Raw genomic sequence first — 17579 nt, 5'->3', positions numbered from 1 at the left:
TAGGTTAGCTATATTTATATGAATACTTTACTTATTTGCCAGTAAATTTAACATCTTATTTATACATAATGTATTACTGTTTTTAATAGCATGCTTCTAATCCTCGATACAAGCGACATTTACAAATTTTTCATTTTTTTGAAATAAAAATGATCAATTTTAATGTTTTTATACCCTTTACAACCCATCAAAAAATCACCATAATTTTTAGTATGTATTAAGTAGTATTAGCTTTTCATTTTGCAGTAAGCTATTGATTATCTTATATTTTCTAATTATTGCTTTTTTCTTGGTGTGGTATATGAACTTAACTAGCCCTAAGGTTTCTACTATGTTTTTTGATCAGATTATTACAGCAACGGATCACAATGTTACTTGGGAAAAAATCCAAAATTGTCTTTATAATCTTTATGGAGAAGCAACATATAATAGCTGGCTGAGTTCACTAAAATTTGTCAGTAGCAGAAATGGGGAAGTTCTTTTATCCGTGTCAACAAGGTTTATAAAAGAGTGGATTACAGTTCATTACATGAAAAAAATATTATCATTATGGCAAAGCGAAGATAAAAGTATACGTTCTATTGATATTCAAGTAATTGAGGAGAGGAATTCAAATTTTAATGTTATACTAAAAAACAGAGAGGAAAGTAATCATAATCTTGGTTCGCCGCTGGATCCAAGGTTCACCTTTGATAATTTTGTAGTGGGAAAGCCAAATGAATTAGCATTTACGGCGGCAAAGCGTGTGGCAGAATCTATAGATCCAATATTAGGCAGCAATCCTTTGTTTCTATATGGTGGAGTGGGACTTGGTAAAACACATCTAATGCATGCTATAGCTTGGCACATAGTCAATTCCCCATCAGCAAAAAGAAAAGTGGTGTATTTATCAGCAGAGAAATTCATGTACCAATATATTACAGCGCTGCGAAGCAAAGATATTATGTTATTTAAAGAGCAATTTAGATCAGTAGATGTATTGATGGTAGATGATGTGCAATTTATCAGTGGTAAAGATAGTACACAAGAAGAATTTTTTCACACTTTCAATGCATTGATAGACCAAAATAAACAATTGGTTATATCAGCTGATAGGTCTCCTAGTGATCTTGATGGAGTGGAAGAAAGAATAAAATCACGACTCGGTTGGGGGTTGGTGGCAGATATTAATGAAACAACTTTTGAATTAAGGCTTGGTATATTGCAGGCAAAAGTGGAGCAGATGAATATGTATGTTCCGAAAGATGTCCTAGAGTTTTTAGCAAGGAACATAAAATCTAATATAAGAGAATTAGAAGGAGCATTAAATAAGGTTACCCATACCTCATTAATTGGAAGAAGTATGACGGTAGAATCAGCTAGTGAAACCCTAATCGATCTTCTTAGGTCAAATCATAGGTCAGTCACAATAGAAGAAATACAAAAGAAAGTAGCTGAATTTTTCAATATAAAGGTTGCAGATATGCAATCCAATAGAAGGCTTCGCAGTCTTGCAAGGCCAAGACAAATAGCTATGTATTTTGCCAAAAAATTTACGCAAAAAAGCCTACCAGATATTGGGAGAAACTTTGGTGGCAGAGACCATGCTACTGTTATACATGCAGTAAAACAAGTAGAAAATTTTATAAAGACCGACTCAAAATTTGCTGATGAAATCAATCGATTAAAAAAAATGTTTAAGTAGCGTTTTTAAAATAGCTAATAACAAATCCTAAAATGAATCGACTATAGTTTTAATCCGTTTAAGTTTAAAATCTTCTGTTAGCTTCGCAGAATACATTTCCTTATTGTGTTGATTATAGAAGGTAAATTCGTGATCATCTAAATTTAGTATTGCAAAGCCAAAGCCAAAAAAGTTTCTAACCTCGTGTGCTAAGTAGTTTTTACCATTTGAATAGTCAAATTCTACATTTTGATAAACAGATTCTTGATCTTGAGCGTGTAATGATGCACCACCGTTTCCAACTATAATTTGGTCTGGAACATTATCCATTAATAAAATCTGGGCTATATGAATGTGGCCAGAAACTATGGTAGTAACATTGCTTGGAAATTTATCTCCAAAAGCTTCGATTTGTGTAAGATTACCATGGCTTTTTAATGTCAAAAATTCTTTTTTTGGAGATCTCCAAAGCGGTTTATGAGTTAAAAACCACATGGGCTTGTCAGAACTATTTTGTATCAATTTATCAAATTGCCTCTCAAAAGCATCAATTGTGCTTTGGGTTGTAAAAATATCCTCACCGGATGAAGAGTCGAAGATAAAAAATTTCATCGGTCCAGCATCTAAGGACCAACTAGAAACGAAGTTTCCACATTTTTCAGACGAAAAGGGGTATGAATCTAGATACCTGAACCATCCTTCATAAGCTCTATCACAACTCTCATGGTTTCCACGAACAAAAAGGAAAGGGGATTGTGATAAAATATCCTTTGCAGGCTCAAACCAATCAGCGTACCAAACTTCTTTATTATATCCATAAATATCGCCACACTTTTTTGTATTTCTACATTTTGTTTGTCTATAATGATAATCACCAACATGGATAATTAAATCTGGTTTATGAAGGGCGATTGAATCTAAATTTTTTTTTAAAGGCCAGCTATCTACCGAATTACATTCCTGCTGAAATAACATATTTATTCTACAGCCCGTGTCACCAATGAAAGCAATTTTATTAACCTTTTTTGGTAATATAGGAACCCGTAGATCCTCAATACTAATGTTTTTGGCACTTGTTTGTACTGTCAGTTCACAAACTGTTTCGTTATGACCACCATTGTTAATTGAGCTGCGATTCAGCATTTCTGTTTCCTCGCCATCAACATAAACAATGGGACACATGTCATTGTCCGTAATTGCGCGTATGCTTAGTTTATTTTCTGGGATAACTTGAGACCATGTGTATAATATTTGTGCATGGACGAAATGAAAGCTAGTTATAAGAGAGAGAGCTAAAAAAATAAAGATATTAGCTATATTCATTTGTATAAAAACCTAAGTTAAAAATTAGTAGTAAGGTTATCTTAAATGATTAAAACTTATAATCACAAAATTCATAATCAAATTATACAAACAATTTCTAAATTATTCTAGTATCAGATTGACACTCTAGATGAAAAATTCTAAAATGATTAAGTAATTTAAAATAATTATATAAAAACTAGAATATAGTGCGGCCGTGGTGGAATTGGTAGACACGCAGCGTTGAGGTCGCTGTGGCTCATAAGGCCTTGGAAGTTCAAGTCTTCTCGGCCGCACCAGTTTTTATCGCTGTTTAATATGGGTAAAAATGTTTATAGGAAATCAGAGTAGCAATAAGGTAGAAAGAGCTATCAGCGAAATCAGGCGCGGTCGGCCAATTGTAATATATGATGAAAGTAATTACCTATTGTTTGCTGCTGCTGAGGCTTTAGAAAGAGATTTATTTAATCAATACAAGCTTACATCAAGTAATGTATATGTTACTTTAACTTCAAGTAAGGTAAAATACATATCTCAGAATAAAGAACATAACAGCAAACGTCTGTTGGTGAATAATTTTGATGAACTGCTCTATTTAATAAACTGTTCAAAGGAAGATTGCATAAAAGAGTTGCAATGCTCAAAGACAATAGATGAATGTGCTATTGCCTTGCTTAAGTTCTCAGAATTATTGCCATACGCGTTAGTGGCTGATATGACTTTTGAGAATAACCATGAAATGCGAAATTGGTGCGAGAAAAATGACGTTATTGCACTGGACACGTCATTCATAAATAATTTTCAAGAAAATCAGGATGTATATGAAGTGTGCAAAACATCATTATTTTTAAAACAGACTCAAGAAGTAAATATCATATCTTATAGAACCGAAAGTGGTGGAAGAGAACATCATGCAATTATCATTGGCAATCCAGATAAAGATGACGAACCATTAGTGAGAATTCATTCTTCGTGCTATACGGGTGACTTGTTAGATAGCTTGTCATGCGATTGCAGAAGTCAGTTACATCAAGCAATTCAAATGATAGCTGACTCTGGAAGTGGTATTATATTGTATTTGATGCAAGATGGAAGAGGCATTGGTTTAACTAATAAGTTAAGAGCGTACAGTATGCAAAGAGGACATAATCTTGATACTGTTGATGCAAATAGAATATTGGGTTTTGAAGATGATGAAAGGAGTTTTGCTGTTGCAGCTAAAATGCTTAAGAAATTGAACATTAACAAAATCCAATTACTTACAAACAATGATAGGAAATTGTCAGAATTGGAAAGTAGTGGTATAGGAGTTACAAAGTGTCTACCACTTATTGTGGAACGTAATAAATATAACGATTCATATATGGAGACAAAGTTTGGTAAATTAGGCCATAGATTAAGAGTTTTTTAGCTTTTTTGCTGTAACTACTTTGTTAATTTGCTATGTTTATTAACATAAGTTAAGATTTTTAGGAATACTAAAATGCTAAGATTTTTTAAGCGAGAAAAAAATACTGAATCCTTAGATAAGGATATAAATTGGAATTCAAACCGCTACAGCACAGTTATTGCTCAAAGGAATATTCTACTTTTATTTGCATTAATATTATTAGCAACGATCTCTATCAGCATATTAGTCATATTTAAAATTAGCACAAGTAGCACTATTGAGCCATTTGTTATAGAAATTGACAAGAAATCAGGAATAGTGCAATTGGTTGATCCTGTCACAGTAAAACAGTATTCTGCAGATGAAGCGCTAAACGATTATTTTATTTCAGAGTATATAAAAGCAAGGGAGGTTTTTGATCCATATCATTATAATTATAACTATTATACAAAGGTGAGGTTGTTTTCCTCACCTGATGTGTATAATGAATTTAGAAATTATGTAGGATCGCAGAATATGGATGATCTTTTTAATTTATATTCAGATACCAAAAGTGAATTTAAAATTCGCTCAATTCAAAAGTTGGGTAACGATGCTCTTCAGGTGAGATTTTTTGTGGAATTTACACGGAAAGATGGAAGTTCTACGAGAAAAAATAAGATAGTTATTATGTCATATAGATATGTATCGCTTGAAATGGATGATCAGCAAAGATATATTAACCCATTAGGATTTCAAGTTATTTCATATAGAGTAGATGATGAATATGTATAGGATATTATTAGTTTTAGCTTTACTTGTAAGTGGCAATTTAAACGCATCCATTAATTATAATGAGCCTATTTCTATAGATAGTAGAATAAAGACTTTTGTGTATAGCCCTAATGAAGTATTTACGGTGGTTTTTAGTCAGGGTTACTATTCTTATATTGAATTTGCGGAAGGAGAAAAAGTTAAAAATATCGCTGTTGGTGATGCATCAAGTTGGAAAATTAATCCTTATGACAATAAATTGCTTATCATGCCATTTGAAGTTAGTAGTCGCACTAACATGATTATTACGACAACTAAAAAAAGAAATTACATTTTTGATTTAATCTCAAGGCCAAACTACGATAAATACCCGGATACTGATGCTAAGAAAGTAGATCACGATTATTCTGCTGAAAAGGATATATCTTACGTAGTACGTTTTTATTATCCTCAAGAAGAAGGTGAATTTGATGTTGATTTAGATGAGGTTTCTTTACCTACTCAAATGCAATATACTACAGACAAGCTAGAAAAAATAATACAAGAAAATGATACGAAGTACAATTATACATATATTGATGAAGGTGGTAATGCGGATATAGTTCCGATCGAGTTATTTGATGATGGTTATTTAACCTATTTAAAATTTAGAAATAATAATAAAATACCTCAGGTTTTTGTAGAAGGGGAGGATAAACCTTGTAAAAGGCTGTTATTTGATGATTATGTTATAATAAAAGGAGTACATAAAAAGCTATTTATGCGTTATGAAGATGGTGAAGTTGAAATTATAAATAGGTCACTTTAGCTGTGGTACATGCAATATGAATAAAGAAAGGCGTAACAATTCAGAAGATGAATCAGAAATAGAGAATAAGGTAGTAACAGTTGGCTCTAATCAAGGTCATAGGGCATTGATGGTCATTATTTTAGTGCTTCTGGCTGGTGGAGTGTATTATCTCTATTTTAGTCCTTCTCCTAAAGAGGGTTCAGAAGTTATTAAAAAAGAGGAAACAAAGCAAAACGTTCAAGAATTGAAAGGAAAGTTGGAACAAGTTCCAGATAATGTAATGGTTCCTGAAAGAATAATAACTGATCCCTTACCACCCTTACCTCCTCTTCCTACACCACTAATCATACCAGAAATAAAACAAATTAGAAAAGAAGAAGTGATGAAAAAAGAAGAAGAGAAACCAAAAGAAACTCCTGTGTCAAATATACCTATTTTGCCAAAGCAAAATTTTCCTTCTAGTAATGTTATGGGCAATTTACCTACCTCGTTTCCTACAATAGGGGGTGGCGGTTATCCTAGAGACAGACGTAGTGCACAGATGTTGACAATTTCAGGTGGTAGTGGAGAGAACAAGGCTGCTGATGCTATTTTATCCGACACTTCAGCACAATCGAGCAAAGCTACCAGAGTAGGAAAGCTTGGTTTAATGATTACTCAAGGTAAAATTATTGATGCTGTTCTTGAAACTGCAATAAACTCTGATCTGCAAGGAATGCTGCGTGCTATGGTGAGTAGAGATGTTTATGCAGAAACTGGTGATACAGTTTTAATACCTAAAGGCTCAAGATTGATAGGCAGTTATTCATTTGACTCGAATGTTGCTAAATCTCGTGTAAATATAAACTGGAATAGAGTGATTCTGCCACATGGAATAGATATTGCAATCTCATCACTTAGTACTGACGAGCTTGGTAGAGCAGGAATAGCAGGAATAGTTGATAACAAAATAGTAAGTGCGTTATTCTCTTCGGTGACACTTGCTGGTGTTTCGATTGGTTCTGCTGTTATAGGGCAAAAGGCTTCTAATCTTGTTGATACGCTAACTGTCAGAGATGCAGTAAAGTCTATCACTGCAACCGAAATAGATTTTTCTTCTCTCCAACTCATTATTGACCCAGAAAAGAAGATATCTAGTGACAAATGGAAATTAGGCCTTGGGGCTATCGGAAGAATTCGGAGTGCCAAAAGCAGACAAGATTTACTAAAAATAATGAAAGAGGAAATAGCAAAAGCACTAGGAATTGAAGAAGACGAGGTAAATATAAGCCTGGAAATTGTAAATCAACTGTTAGAACAAATTCAAAGAAAAAGCAAGTCTGTTTATGATGAAGCAATCGGGAAATCAATCGAGGATTTTTCTAAAGATATGCGGGATGTAGTGGGCAGATATACAGATAAAAAACCAACTATTTATGTTGATCAAGGCACTGCATTGAAAGTATTTGTTAACCAAGATATAGTATTTCCTCCACAGGCAATATTAAATCAATGAAATGAACTATGCTGCACTTGATACATATTTGGAGCCATTACAAGGCATATTTCAAGAAGAAGGCGTAAATGAAATATCAATAAATAAGCCAAAGGAAGTATGGATTGAAAATCGCGGTGAAATAAGGTGTGAAAAATTAGAAGTATTCGATCTTAACCATTTGAAATCTCTTGGCAGACTGATTGCTCAAGCTACAGAACAAAAACTTAGCGAAGAAGCGCCGTTACTTTCGGCAACATTACCAAATGGTTATCGTATACAGATAGTATTTCCGCCAGCATGTGAACCTGATAAAGTAGTCATGTCGATTCGTAAGCCTTCTAGCATGCAGTTAGCACTCGATGATTACGAAAAAATGGGGGCTTTTTCTGAAACTGTTACAGAAGCAACTGATAATCCAGTTGACCGTCATTTGGATTTATTGTTAAGGCAAAAAAAAATAAAAGAGTTTTTAGAATACGCTGTAATAAGTAAGAAAAATATTATAATTAGTGGTGGAACTTCCACTGGTAAGACTACTTTTACTAATGCTACTTTGCGTGCTATTCCAGATGAGGAAAGAATTATTACTGTTGAGGATGCAAGGGAAATCGTTTTGAACGATCATCCCAATAAAGTCCATCTAATTGCCTCTAAAGGAGGGCAGGGCAGAGCAAAAGTAACCACTCAAGATTTGATAGAAGCGTGCTTACGTTTAAGGCCAGACAGAATAATAGTTGGTGAGCTCCGTGGAGCGGAAGCTTTTAGTTTTCTTAGGGCGATAAATACTGGTCACCCTGGATCAATATCAACCCTTCATGCGGATAGTCCAACAATGGCCCTTGAGCAAATAAAACTGATGGTTATGCAAGCAAACCTTGGCATTCCTCCAGACCAAATTATACCATACATTAGAAATGTGATTGATATTGTTATTCAGCTAAAAAGAACCGGTGGGGGCAAAAGAAGCATTTCTGAGATATTATTTACTAGATCTGCGAGCGAAAATGCTTAAATTTATACATAAGTTAAGGAAGAGTAGTTTATGAGTAATAGAAATCACCTACGTAATATTCTCATAGAAGGTGTAGTAGCTTTTAGCGTACTTGAGTTTTGCTTCTATCTATCTGGTATATTGTTTGTTCTGTTTGCTGATGGTCCGGATGCTGTGGATTTTAAGGCAATTAATCCTAGTTTGACGCCTTTCCCTCAAGCTCTTTGGCCAACGATTTTTGATCATATACAATATTGTTGGCATCATCCAGAGTTATATAGCCTTGAGCTCAAAATCACATTAATTATATCTTCTGCACTGCCTATCATTGTTTTAATGATTATCTTATGGAATTTAAGAGAAAGGATAATTGAGTGGCGACCATTTAAAAAGAAGGAATCACTTCATGGAGATTCGCAGTGGGCATCAGAGAAAGACATACGAAAAGCAGGATTAAGAAGCAAAAAGGGATTATTGCTTGGTAAAGATAAAAGAGGATACTTCATTTCTGATAGGTTTCAGCATGCATTGTTATTTGCACCTACAGGTTCTGGTAAGGGTGTTGGCTTTGTAATTCCTAATTTATTATTTTGGACTGACTCGGTAATTGTACACGACATAAAATTAGAAAACTATGAAATAACAAGTGGTTGGCGAGAACGACAAGGACAAAAAGTATACGTATGGAATCCAGCGCAGCCAGATGGAATAAGTCACTGTTACAATCCATTACAATGGATTAGTGAAAAACCTGGGCAGATGGTTGACGATGTGCAGAAAATAGCTAACCTAATCATGCCTGAACAAGACTTTTGGCAGAATGAAGCAAGAAGCTTATTTGTTGGAGTGGTATTATACTTACTTGCTGCACCAGAGAAAGTTAAATCTTTTGGTGAAGTTGTGCGTACGATGCGTAGTGATGACGTGGTTTATAATCTTGCTGTTGCTCTTGATACAATGGGTAAAATACTACACCCTGTAGCATATATGAATATTGCAGCTTTTTTACAAAAAGCTGATAAAGAAAGGTCAGGTGTTGTATCAACCATGAACTCATCACTTGAATTGTGGGTAAACCCATTGATTGATACTGCAACTGCGTCAAGTGATTTTAATATTCTAGATTTTAAAAAGAAGAAAATTACAGTTTATGTTGGTTTAACTCCTGACAACTTGACTAGGCTCAGGCCTTTAATGCAGGTTTTTTACCAACAGGCAACTGAGTTTTTATGTAGAAAATTGCCATCGGATGACGAGCCTTATGGCGTATTGTTTTTAATGGATGAGTTTCCTACACTTGGAAAAATGGAGCAATTTCAAACAGGTATTGCATATTTTCGTGGTTATCGAGTTAGGTTATTCTTAATTGTTCAAGATACTGAGCAGCTCAAAGGAATATACGAAGAAGCAGGGATGAACTCCTTTTTGTCAAACTCGACTTACAGAATAACTTTTGCAGCCAATAATATTGAAACAGCTAATTTAATATCGCAACTTATAGGAAACAAAACTGTACAACAAGAATCGTTGAATAAGCCTAAATTTTTAGATTTAAATCCTGCTTCAAGGTCATTACATATCTCTGAAATACAGAGAGCATTGCTATTGCCTCAAGAAGTTATTATGTTGCCACGTGACGATCAGATAATTTTAATAGAGTCGACTTACCCAATTAAATCAAAGAAAATTTTGTACTACAGTGATACCACCTTCACAAGAAGGCTGCTCAAACAAACTCGTGTGCCTACACAAGAACCATATGACCCAAACAAAGTTCTTTCTGCCGCTGCGAGCAAAGATAAGGTTAATAACGAGGGGAATAATGTTCTTGAGGGACCTAATTCAGTTGATTATCCTGCTGAAACTAAAACCGAAGATGCAGTATATGATGAATCAGATGAATTTGCAGACGAAGATATTGATGATGAAGATATCGACGATAAGTTTGAAGATGATGACGAGGAAGATGAGGATAGGAGCGATGATGGGTTTGATGACGAAGAAGAGGAGGATGAATTTGAAGATGAGGATAAATTAAAAAATGACGAGAAGTAAGGTTAACTTTGCCTATTTTTAGCTCAGAAAAGTGCAAGTTATGCAAATAATTAGGTTTTTCATATTAAGCCATTTTTAATTAATTAGTATTAGATTAGCTATTTTAACTAGGGGAGTAGTAATGATTAGTAAAAAAACATTAGCGGTTACAGCATTTGCTTTATTGTTGTCACAACAATCTTTTGCAAGTGAAACAGAAGGGTTTTACTTTGGTAGTGGGTATTACGGTCAATATTTAAATAACACAAGCGTACTAAAAACAAGCACTACAGGTATCAAAAATTTGTCTATAAATGACAGGGGTGCTCAGAACACAGAAGGTCAGTCACTAAGTGAGTATAAAGGAGATTATAATCCACCTTTTGCTGCAAATGTGGTATTTGGTTACACAGGGGAATTGGGTAACAACAGCTATAGGGCTGAATTGGAAGGGATGTATTCTTCTGTAAAAGTGGATAATATTGGTTTAACAAGTAGCCAAATAACTGTTTCATACCTAAAGGAGACTGGTGAGGATCCTGATAAAGAAACTTATCTCTATAGTGCTGCAGTTAGTCATGACCAAATTGAGAACATATCTGTAATGGCAAATGTTTATCATCATTGGAAAAGTGACCGTTTCTCTTTTTCTCCTTACGTTGGTATTGGGATCGGTGCAACAAGAATGACGATGTTTGAAAAACCGTCAATAAGACCCGCAGGTCAATTAAAAGCTGGCTTTGACTATCGCATAAACGAAGATGTAAATATGCATATCGGATATAGAGGTTTTGGTGCTATTGGTAGCGATATTAAGCTTACAGCAAAAAGGTTAGGACAAGTGGTAGACGACCCTAATAATGATAAAAAAAAGAAGCTTAATCCTAGCTCAGGTAGCAAAGTAACTGAGGAAATAAATATAGGTAATCAACTATTTCACACACACGGTATAGAGGCTGGTCTTACTTTCCATTTTGCCAGCAAAGCTTAAACATGTTGCCCTTTAAAAAATGCATAAAACCGTTCCTGTCGTCCTATGGCTTGACCATAGGATCTAGTTAAATATAGATCCAAATAGTCACGCTACTTGGATGACTAGGTAGAGGGTACTGGGATGATATAGGATAATATGGGATGAAGGCAAAAAAACATTAGCTATGTTCTTTTCACAACAATGCATCTCTTCATTCCCGCTAAGTCATATACATATTCCTGAAAAGCTAATTCGTATGAGGGGATTATTTTGTCAATATTGCTTTGATCTTCACCTATCTCCAATATCGCAAACCCATTTTTTTTAAGGCACTTTCTCAATATTGGAAAAATGCTCAAGTAACAGCTCAAACCATCAATACCACCATCAAGGGCAATTCTTGGTTCCTTTTGCACTTCAGCTTGCAAGTCTTTCAATTTGCTTCTTTTAATATATGGAGGATTACTGATTATAAGATCGAATGAACCTCTGCACTCTGTCCACGAACTTGGAAATATTTTGGCTCTGCTGAGAAGATCATGTTTTTTTGTGTTCTGATAGGCAACTTTATATGCTTCCAAGCTTTTTTCAAAACCGACGCCAACAGCATATTCATACTCACTAAGTACGGATATCAATAAACAACCTGTGCCTGTACCAAAATCTGCAATTTTTAGTTTCTGTTTTTTGTTTGGGTAATATTTTAACACTGCTAGGATTATTGTTTCACTATCTGGCCTTGGATCTAAAACATGCTGGTTAACTATAAAATTTTTACTCCAGAATTCACGATTACCTATTATTTGCGATATTGGATATCTTTCCGCTCTTTTTTTTGTTAATTTCCAAAATAAAAGTTCTTTCTCCATCGGCACTTGATCAGCATGGTTCACAATTATAAATGATCTTTCCACTCCAAGTACGTGCTGCATGATGATTTCACAATCTAAATGTGGTGATTCAACTTTATGTGACGATAATAACTCCGATCCTTCTTGAATTAAAGTGCTGATTGTTTCCATTATTCTAAAAATATGTTTCTTTCAGCCAAAAATAGCAAGATGAGCTTCCAGTTTAGGGTAGCTGCACTAAATCCCAGTGTCAAGCACGCAGCTGTACGAACATTGCAATTTGCAGATCCAAGTAGCTTGACTACTTGGATCCAGCTAAGTTGGTGAGCATAAAAGTATAGCTAATGCGAGCTTTACGTCATACCGTCACGGTATCTCTAGATTCCGCTAACACGTAGCGGGACGACGAGGTCAGGGTGTCATCCTAGTACCTTCTCCTGTCATCCCAGTGCCCAGACACTGAGATCCAGAAAAGTTTGCTTGTAAGCAAGCAAACTAGCACAGAAAGTGGTTACAACATTTTCGATGAGATTATATGGAAAACTGGATTCCAGTGTCAAGCACTGGAATGACACCTTCCTGCCCAGTTCATGTTGCCATAAATATTAAGAAATTTACCAAACAAAAAAAAGGCAAAAGAAGCCCTAGTCATTGTCTATTTTCAGTATTGGCGTTTTTTAAGTCTTAAACACTGCAATTTAGCTGCTTTTAAATGCAACTCACCTTAGTTTAAATGTTTAAGAAATTTACTAAGCAAAAAAAAGGCAAAAGATATCCCGTATTAGCTAGTTGTCACTCTCTAATCCTGCAAATTGGCGTACTATACTGTCTTAAACGCTTTATAAGCGCGTTTCAGCTTATATAGGTAAAAACCCAGAAATGTTGTGAAGAAGTAAAGTGTGCATAGTGCAAAAAATTAAAAATAAGACGCCAATTACGTAATACTGTTGTCATTTAATCTGCACAGATTGAAGATAAATGAATACCTTCAGTACCATGATAATGGGGCTGGCGAAGGGTGTCAAGTAAGTTTTTTCGTTTCTACTGAATGACAGTTGTGGCTTGGGAGGTAGTGCAAGAAGTCTACTGATGGCTTTCAAGGCAGTTGAGCTTAATTATTAGAGTAGTAATGTTTATTTTTATATTGACTATTGAGGTTTATTATTTTATAACTAAAAACTTAGTTATTTTAATGAGCTTGAGTTTATAACATATGCCTACGATAAATCAATTAATACGTAAGGGTAGATTAGGATTGACCCATAAGAAAAAGGTACCAGCTTTGGGAGAAAGCAACCCTCAAAGGAGAGGTGTTTGCACTAAGGTGTATACTACAACTCCTAGAAAGCCTAACTCAGCACTCCGTAAAGTAGCCAGAGTAAAAATTAGTGGGTATGGTGAAGTGACGGCTTATATACCTGGTGAAGGTCATAATTTACAAGAACACTCTGTTGTTTTGATACGTGGTGGGCGGGTTAAAGATTTGCCAGGTGTGCGTTATCACATAATAAGAGGTGCCCTTGATCTGCGTGGTGTGCAAAATCGAAAGAAAGCTCGTTCAAAATATGGTGTAAAGAAATCTGGTTAAAGTTTATGGCTCGTCGGAATAAAGCAAAAAAAAGAGAAATAAGTCCTGATTCGCGTTACGGCAGTGTTTTGCTGATGCGTTTCATTAATACAATCATGAAATGTGGTAAAAAATCTACTGCAGAAAAGATTATCTATGACGCTTTGTCTTTAGCTGAAAAGAAAATAGGCGAAGGTGGGTTATCAATTTTTGAGACAGCAGTAGGAAATGTTACTCCTTCTATAGAAGTGCGTTCTCGACGCATTGGTGGTGCAACTTATCAAGTACCTGTTGAAGTTCGACAAGATAGAGCGGTTTCTTTAGCGTTAAGGTGGATTGCTAAAGCAACTTCTGCTGCTCGAAAAAAGAGTGGAAAAACCACTGTTGATTGTTTGCAATCTGAAATACTGGATGCTTATAATAAACGCGGTGGTGCGTTTAAGATGTGCGAAGAAAAATATAAAATGGCTGAAGCTAATAAGGCATTTTCTCATCTTCGTTTTTAATGTTAGCTAATTAATTGTGATATGGAAATTGGAATATCTAAATACAGAAATATAGGGATAATGGCTCACATAGATGCTGGTAAGACTACCACAACAGAGCGTATTTTATTTTATACTGGTAAGCAAAATAGAATTGGTGAAGTGCACGATGGTGCAGCTTCTATGGATTGGATGGAGCAGGAAAAAGAGCGTGGTATTACAATCACATCTGCTGCAACAACATGTTTTTGGAATGATCATAGGGTCAATATAATAGACACTCCTGGTCACGTTGATTTCACTATTGAAGTTGAGAGATCTTTAAGGGTTTTGGATGGTGCAGTTGCTGTATTTGATGGAGTTGCTGGAGTTGAACCTCAATCTGAGACAGTGTGGCGTCAAGCTGATAAATATAGCGTTCCTCGTATCTGCTTTGTTAATAAGATGGATAGAATAGGGGCAAATTTTTATCGATGTGTTGATATGATAAAGACGAAGCTTGGTGCAGCACCTTTAGTTATTCATTTACCAATAGGGAGTGAGAAAGATTTCAAAGGTATAATTGACCTTATTTCTATGAAAGCCATTATATGGCAAGAAGAAACGTTGGGCGCTAAATTTTCTTATGAAGATATTCCTTCTGATTTGCTTGATAAGGCTCAAGAATATCGAAATCTTTTATTAGATGCTGCAGCTGAGATGGATGATGAAGCGATGAATACTTACTTTGAGTCTAATGATCTGCCAGTGGATTTACTGAAAAAATGCGTGAGAAATGGGACCATTAAAGGAAAATTTGTTCCTGTGTTATGTGGATCAGCTTTTAAAAATAAAGGCGTACAACCACTTTTAGATGGTGTGGTTGACTTTTTACCTTCTCCTATTGATGTTGATGTAATTGTTGGAATTGATCCTAAAGATTCAGAAAAGAAAATTGAGGTCAAACCTTCAGAAAAAGAGAAATTTGTTGCTCTTGCATTTAAAGTGATGACGGATAAATTTGTAGGCAGCTTGACGTTTATCCGTATTTATTCTGGTAAATTAAAGTCTAAATCTACCGTTTCAAATGCGTTAAAAAACGAAACTGAAGGGATTGGCAGAATGTTACTTATGCATGCAAATAACCGAGAAGATATAACTGAGGCTAGGGCTGGAGATATAGTTGCTTTAGTTGGGCTAAAGAAAACAACCACCGGAGATACTTTATGTTCTGTTGATTTTCCTATATTATTGGAGCGTATGGAATTTCCTGAGCCTGTTATTGAAATTGCTGTAGAACCTAAAACCACTTCAGATCAGGAAAAATTAGGTATTGCTCTAAATAGGTTGGTTGCAGAAGATCCTTCTTTGAGAATGTCAGTAAATGCGGAAAGTGGCCAGACTATATTGAAAGGCATGGGTGAGCTCCATCTTGAGATTATTGTTGATAGAATGAAGCGCGAATTTAACGTTGAGGCTAACGTCGGTGCTCCTCAGGTTGCATATCGTGAAACTATCACTAAATCTGTTGAAATTGATTACACTCATAAAAAACAATCTGGTGGAGCTGGTCAGTTTGCTAAGGTTAAAATAAAATTTGAACCTCTTGAGCCTGGTTCTGGGTTTCAATTTGAAAGTAAAATTGTAGGTGGTGCTATTCCAAAAGAGTATATTCCTGGGGTAGAAAATGGCTTGGAGTTGATAAAAGAAGGTGGTATAATTTCGGGATTTCCGTTGATTGATTTTAAGGCTACCCTTCTTGATGGTGCTTTTCATGAGGTTGATTCTAGTCCTTTAGCTTTTGAACTTGCTGCTAAAGGTGCTTTTAAAGAGATGGCAAATAAAGCTGGTCCAAAAATGCTGGAGCCTATAATGAAAGTTGAAATCATTACTCCTGAAGAATATATGGGTGATGTTATGGGTGATATAAATAGTAGAAGAGGAAATGTTGCTGATATGCTCGATTTAGGTAATAATAGTAAAATAATTACTGCTTCGGTACCTCTTGCAAATATGTTTGGTTATATCAACGTTTTGCGTTCTATGTCTCAGGGAAGGGCGCAGTATAGTATGCATTTTTCTTGTTATGAGCAAGTGCCACAATATGTGGTTGATGAGTTAAAGTTAGAGTATAATTAAGGGTAATAATTATGACAGCAGTAGTGGAAGCATTTGGAAAGCCGCATGTAAATGTGGGAACAATAGGACATGTGGATCATGGGAAGACGACGTTAACAGCGGCGATAACGAAGCATTATGGAAATTTTGTAGCGTACGATCAGATAGACAAAGCGCCAGAAGAAAGGAAGAGGGGGATAACGATAGCAACAGCGCATGTTGAGTATCAGACAGAGAAAAGGCATTATGCACACGTTGATTGTCCTGGACACGCTGACTATGTAAAGAACATGATAGTAGGTGCAGCACAGATGGATGCGGCGATATTGGTAGTGTCGGGGGTTGATGGGCCAATGCCACAAACGAGAGAGCATATATTGCTGGCGAAGCAGGTAGATGTTGGATATATCGTGGTGTATATAAATAAAGCTGATGTTGCTGATGCTGATATGATAGATTTAGTAGAAATGGAAGTGAGGGAATTACTGAGTAAATACGGATTTCCAGGGGATGAAGTGCCTGTGGTGGTTGGTTCAGCGCTCAAGGCGCTGGAGGATGACAGCAGCGAATATGGAAAGAAATCAATAGATAAATTGATGGAAAAGTTAGATGAATATGTAGCGGTTCCACCAAGGCCTGTGGATTTACCATTTTTATTGCCAATCGAAGATGTATTTTCGATATCGGGGCGAGGAACAGTGGTAACAGGAAGAATAGAGAAGGGAGAGATAAAGACGGGAGAAGAGATAGAGATAATAGGTCTGAAAGCGACGCAAAAGACGATATGCACAGGTGTTGAGATGTTTAAGAAGTTGCTGGATAAGGGAAGTGCAGGACTCAATGTAGGAATATTGTTAAGAGGAACAAAAAGAGAAGAAGTGGAGAGAGGGCAAGTATTAGCGAAACCGGGGACGATAACACCGCATAGAAAGTTTAAGGCGGAGGTTTATATATTAAAGAAAGAGGAAGGAGGAAGGCATACACCATTTTTTGCGAATTACCAGCCACAGTTTTATTTAAGGACAACGGATGTAACTGGGAGCATAAAATTGCTAGATGGGAAGGAGATGGTAATGCCAGGAGATAATGTGAGTGTAGAAGTAGAATTGCAAGTACCGATAGCAATGGATAAGGGATTGCGTTTTGCGATAAGAGAAGGCGGTAGAACTGTTGGTTCTGGTGTTGTTTCTGAAATTTTGGAGTGAG

The 17579-nt window shown here is 35.7% G+C and carries 15 protein-coding genes and 1 tRNA gene; 14 read left to right on the top strand and 2 right to left on the bottom strand.

Annotated features, from left to right (window positions below; genetic code table 11):
• The first annotated feature begins 301 nt into the window (after window positions 1-301).
• Window positions 302-1684 carry a chromosomal replication initiator protein DnaA gene (gene dnaA, locus OZD64_RS06500; RefSeq protein ID WP_274999548.1) on the top strand — a complete coding sequence of 461 codons (1383 nt, stop codon included), beginning with the start codon at window positions 302-304 and terminating at the stop codon, window positions 1682-1684.
• Between the two features lie 27 nt (window positions 1685-1711).
• Here the strand turns inward: dnaA and OZD64_RS06495 are convergent, their stop codons facing one another.
• Window positions 1712-2986 (bottom strand): metallophosphoesterase, encoded by a 1275-nt coding sequence (locus OZD64_RS06495; RefSeq protein ID WP_022626184.1) that lies wholly within the window; start codon window positions 2984-2986, stop codon window positions 1712-1714.
• 190 nt (window positions 2987-3176) lie between these two features.
• Between OZD64_RS06495 and OZD64_RS06490 the strand changes: the two genes are divergently transcribed.
• The 8 genes from OZD64_RS06490 (at window position 3177) to OZD64_RS06455 (ending at window position 11391) form a co-directional block, all read left to right on the top strand.
• Window positions 3177-3264 (top strand) — tRNA-Leu (locus OZD64_RS06490).
• 29 nt (window positions 3265-3293) lie between these two features.
• Window positions 3294-4376, top strand: coding sequence for a GTP cyclohydrolase II (locus tag OZD64_RS06485; RefSeq protein WP_010082649.1), 1083 nt, complete (start codon window positions 3294-3296; stop codon window positions 4374-4376).
• A 72-nt stretch (window positions 4377-4448) separates the two neighbouring features.
• Window positions 4449-5129: a VirB8 family type IV secretion system protein gene (locus OZD64_RS06480; RefSeq protein ID WP_274999547.1), complete on the top strand. Its 681-nt coding sequence runs from the start codon at window positions 4449-4451 to the stop codon at window positions 5127-5129.
• Window positions 5116-5916, top strand: coding sequence for a P-type conjugative transfer protein VirB9 (gene virB9 / locus OZD64_RS06475; RefSeq protein WP_174515708.1), 801 nt, complete (start codon window positions 5116-5118; stop codon window positions 5914-5916). Before OZD64_RS06480 ends, virB9 begins: the two co-directional genes overlap by 14 nt.
• A gap of 16 nt (window positions 5917-5932) precedes the next feature.
• On the top strand, window positions 5933-7393 hold the full coding sequence (locus OZD64_RS06470) for a TrbI/VirB10 family protein (RefSeq protein WP_010962301.1): 1461 nt from the start codon (window positions 5933-5935) through the stop codon (window positions 7391-7393).
• Window position 7394: 1 nt separating this feature from the next.
• Entirely contained in the window at window positions 7395-8387 is a 993-nt protein-coding gene (gene virB11 / locus OZD64_RS06465; protein ID WP_010962302.1) for a P-type DNA transfer ATPase VirB11, read from the top strand.
• A 30-nt stretch (window positions 8388-8417) separates the two neighbouring features.
• Window positions 8418-10421 carry a type IV secretory system conjugative DNA transfer family protein gene (locus OZD64_RS06460; protein WP_274999546.1) on the top strand — a complete coding sequence of 668 codons (2004 nt, stop codon included), beginning with the start codon at window positions 8418-8420 and terminating at the stop codon, window positions 10419-10421.
• A 121-nt stretch (window positions 10422-10542) separates the two neighbouring features.
• Window positions 10543-11391: a P44/Msp2 family outer membrane protein gene (locus OZD64_RS06455; protein WP_274999545.1), complete on the top strand. Its 849-nt coding sequence runs from the start codon at window positions 10543-10545 to the stop codon at window positions 11389-11391.
• Window positions 11392-11555: 164 nt separating this feature from the next.
• Here the strand turns inward: OZD64_RS06455 and prmC are convergent, their stop codons facing one another.
• A complete protein-coding gene (prmC, locus tag OZD64_RS06450; protein WP_274999544.1) occupies window positions 11556-12395 on the bottom strand; it encodes a peptide chain release factor N(5)-glutamine methyltransferase in 840 nt (279 codons plus the stop codon).
• A 364-nt stretch (window positions 12396-12759) separates the two neighbouring features.
• On the opposite strand from prmC, the gene OZD64_RS06445 reads away from it, so the two are divergent.
• The 5 genes from OZD64_RS06445 to tuf all read left to right on the top strand — a co-directional run bounded on the left by OZD64_RS06445 (window position 12760) and on the right by tuf (window position 17578).
• Window positions 12760-12912 carry a hypothetical protein gene (locus OZD64_RS06445; protein ID WP_007549315.1) on the top strand — a complete coding sequence of 51 codons (153 nt, stop codon included), beginning with the start codon at window positions 12760-12762 and terminating at the stop codon, window positions 12910-12912.
• Between the two features lie 525 nt (window positions 12913-13437).
• Window positions 13438-13812: a 30S ribosomal protein S12 gene (rpsL, locus tag OZD64_RS06440; RefSeq protein ID WP_006279787.1), complete on the top strand. Its 375-nt coding sequence runs from the start codon at window positions 13438-13440 to the stop codon at window positions 13810-13812.
• Window positions 13813-13817: 5 nt separating this feature from the next.
• Window positions 13818-14297: a 30S ribosomal protein S7 gene (rpsG, locus tag OZD64_RS06435; RefSeq protein WP_007549313.1), complete on the top strand. Its 480-nt coding sequence runs from the start codon at window positions 13818-13820 to the stop codon at window positions 14295-14297.
• Between the two features lie 21 nt (window positions 14298-14318).
• Window positions 14319-16394, top strand: a complete 2076-nt coding sequence (fusA, locus tag OZD64_RS06430; protein WP_010962308.1) for an elongation factor G — start codon at window positions 14319-14321, stop codon at window positions 16392-16394.
• Between the two features lie 11 nt (window positions 16395-16405).
• Window positions 16406-17578, top strand: coding sequence for an elongation factor Tu (tuf, locus tag OZD64_RS06425; protein WP_274999543.1), 1173 nt, complete (start codon window positions 16406-16408; stop codon window positions 17576-17578).
• Window position 17579: the final 1 nt, after the last annotated feature.

The organism is Wolbachia endosymbiont of Drosophila tristis (assembly GCF_028981745.1).
GTDB lineage: Bacteria > Pseudomonadota > Alphaproteobacteria > Rickettsiales > Anaplasmataceae > Wolbachia > Wolbachia pipientis.
Note: the sequence above shows the minus strand (reverse complement) of the source record. Positions and strands in the feature narration are given on the sequence as shown.

What these genes read in the sequence shown, in the direction of transcription:
- virB11 (WP_010962302.1), top strand. Translation starts at nt 7,395, where the DNA reads ATGAACTATGCTGCACTTGATACATATTTGGAGCCATTACAAGGCATA.
- dnaA (WP_274999548.1), top strand. Translation starts at nt 302, where the DNA reads ATGAACTTAACTAGCCCTAAGGTTTCTACTATGTTTTTTGATCAGATT.
- OZD64_RS06485 (WP_010082649.1), top strand. Translation starts at nt 3,294, where the DNA reads ATGTTTATAGGAAATCAGAGTAGCAATAAGGTAGAAAGAGCTATCAGC.
- OZD64_RS06495 (WP_022626184.1), bottom strand. Translation starts at nt 2,986, where the DNA reads ATGAATATAGCTAATATCTTTATTTTTTTAGCTCTCTCTCTTATAACT.
- tuf (WP_274999543.1), top strand. Translation starts at nt 16,406, where the DNA reads ATGACAGCAGTAGTGGAAGCATTTGGAAAGCCGCATGTAAATGTGGGA.
- virB9 (WP_174515708.1), top strand. Translation starts at nt 5,116, where the DNA reads ATGAATATGTATAGGATATTATTAGTTTTAGCTTTACTTGTAAGTGGC.
- OZD64_RS06445 (WP_007549315.1), top strand. Translation starts at nt 12,760, where the DNA reads ATGGAAAACTGGATTCCAGTGTCAAGCACTGGAATGACACCTTCCTGC.
- OZD64_RS06470 (WP_010962301.1), top strand. Translation starts at nt 5,933, where the DNA reads ATGAATAAAGAAAGGCGTAACAATTCAGAAGATGAATCAGAAATAGAG.
- prmC (WP_274999544.1), bottom strand. Translation starts at nt 12,395, where the DNA reads ATGGAAACAATCAGCACTTTAATTCAAGAAGGATCGGAGTTATTATCG.
- fusA (WP_010962308.1), top strand. Translation starts at nt 14,319, where the DNA reads ATGGAAATTGGAATATCTAAATACAGAAATATAGGGATAATGGCTCAC.
- OZD64_RS06480 (WP_274999547.1), top strand. Translation starts at nt 4,449, where the DNA reads ATGCTAAGATTTTTTAAGCGAGAAAAAAATACTGAATCCTTAGATAAG.
- OZD64_RS06455 (WP_274999545.1), top strand. Translation starts at nt 10,543, where the DNA reads ATGATTAGTAAAAAAACATTAGCGGTTACAGCATTTGCTTTATTGTTG.
- rpsL (WP_006279787.1), top strand. Translation starts at nt 13,438, where the DNA reads ATGCCTACGATAAATCAATTAATACGTAAGGGTAGATTAGGATTGACC.
- OZD64_RS06460 (WP_274999546.1), top strand. Translation starts at nt 8,418, where the DNA reads ATGAGTAATAGAAATCACCTACGTAATATTCTCATAGAAGGTGTAGTA.
- rpsG (WP_007549313.1), top strand. Translation starts at nt 13,818, where the DNA reads ATGGCTCGTCGGAATAAAGCAAAAAAAAGAGAAATAAGTCCTGATTCG.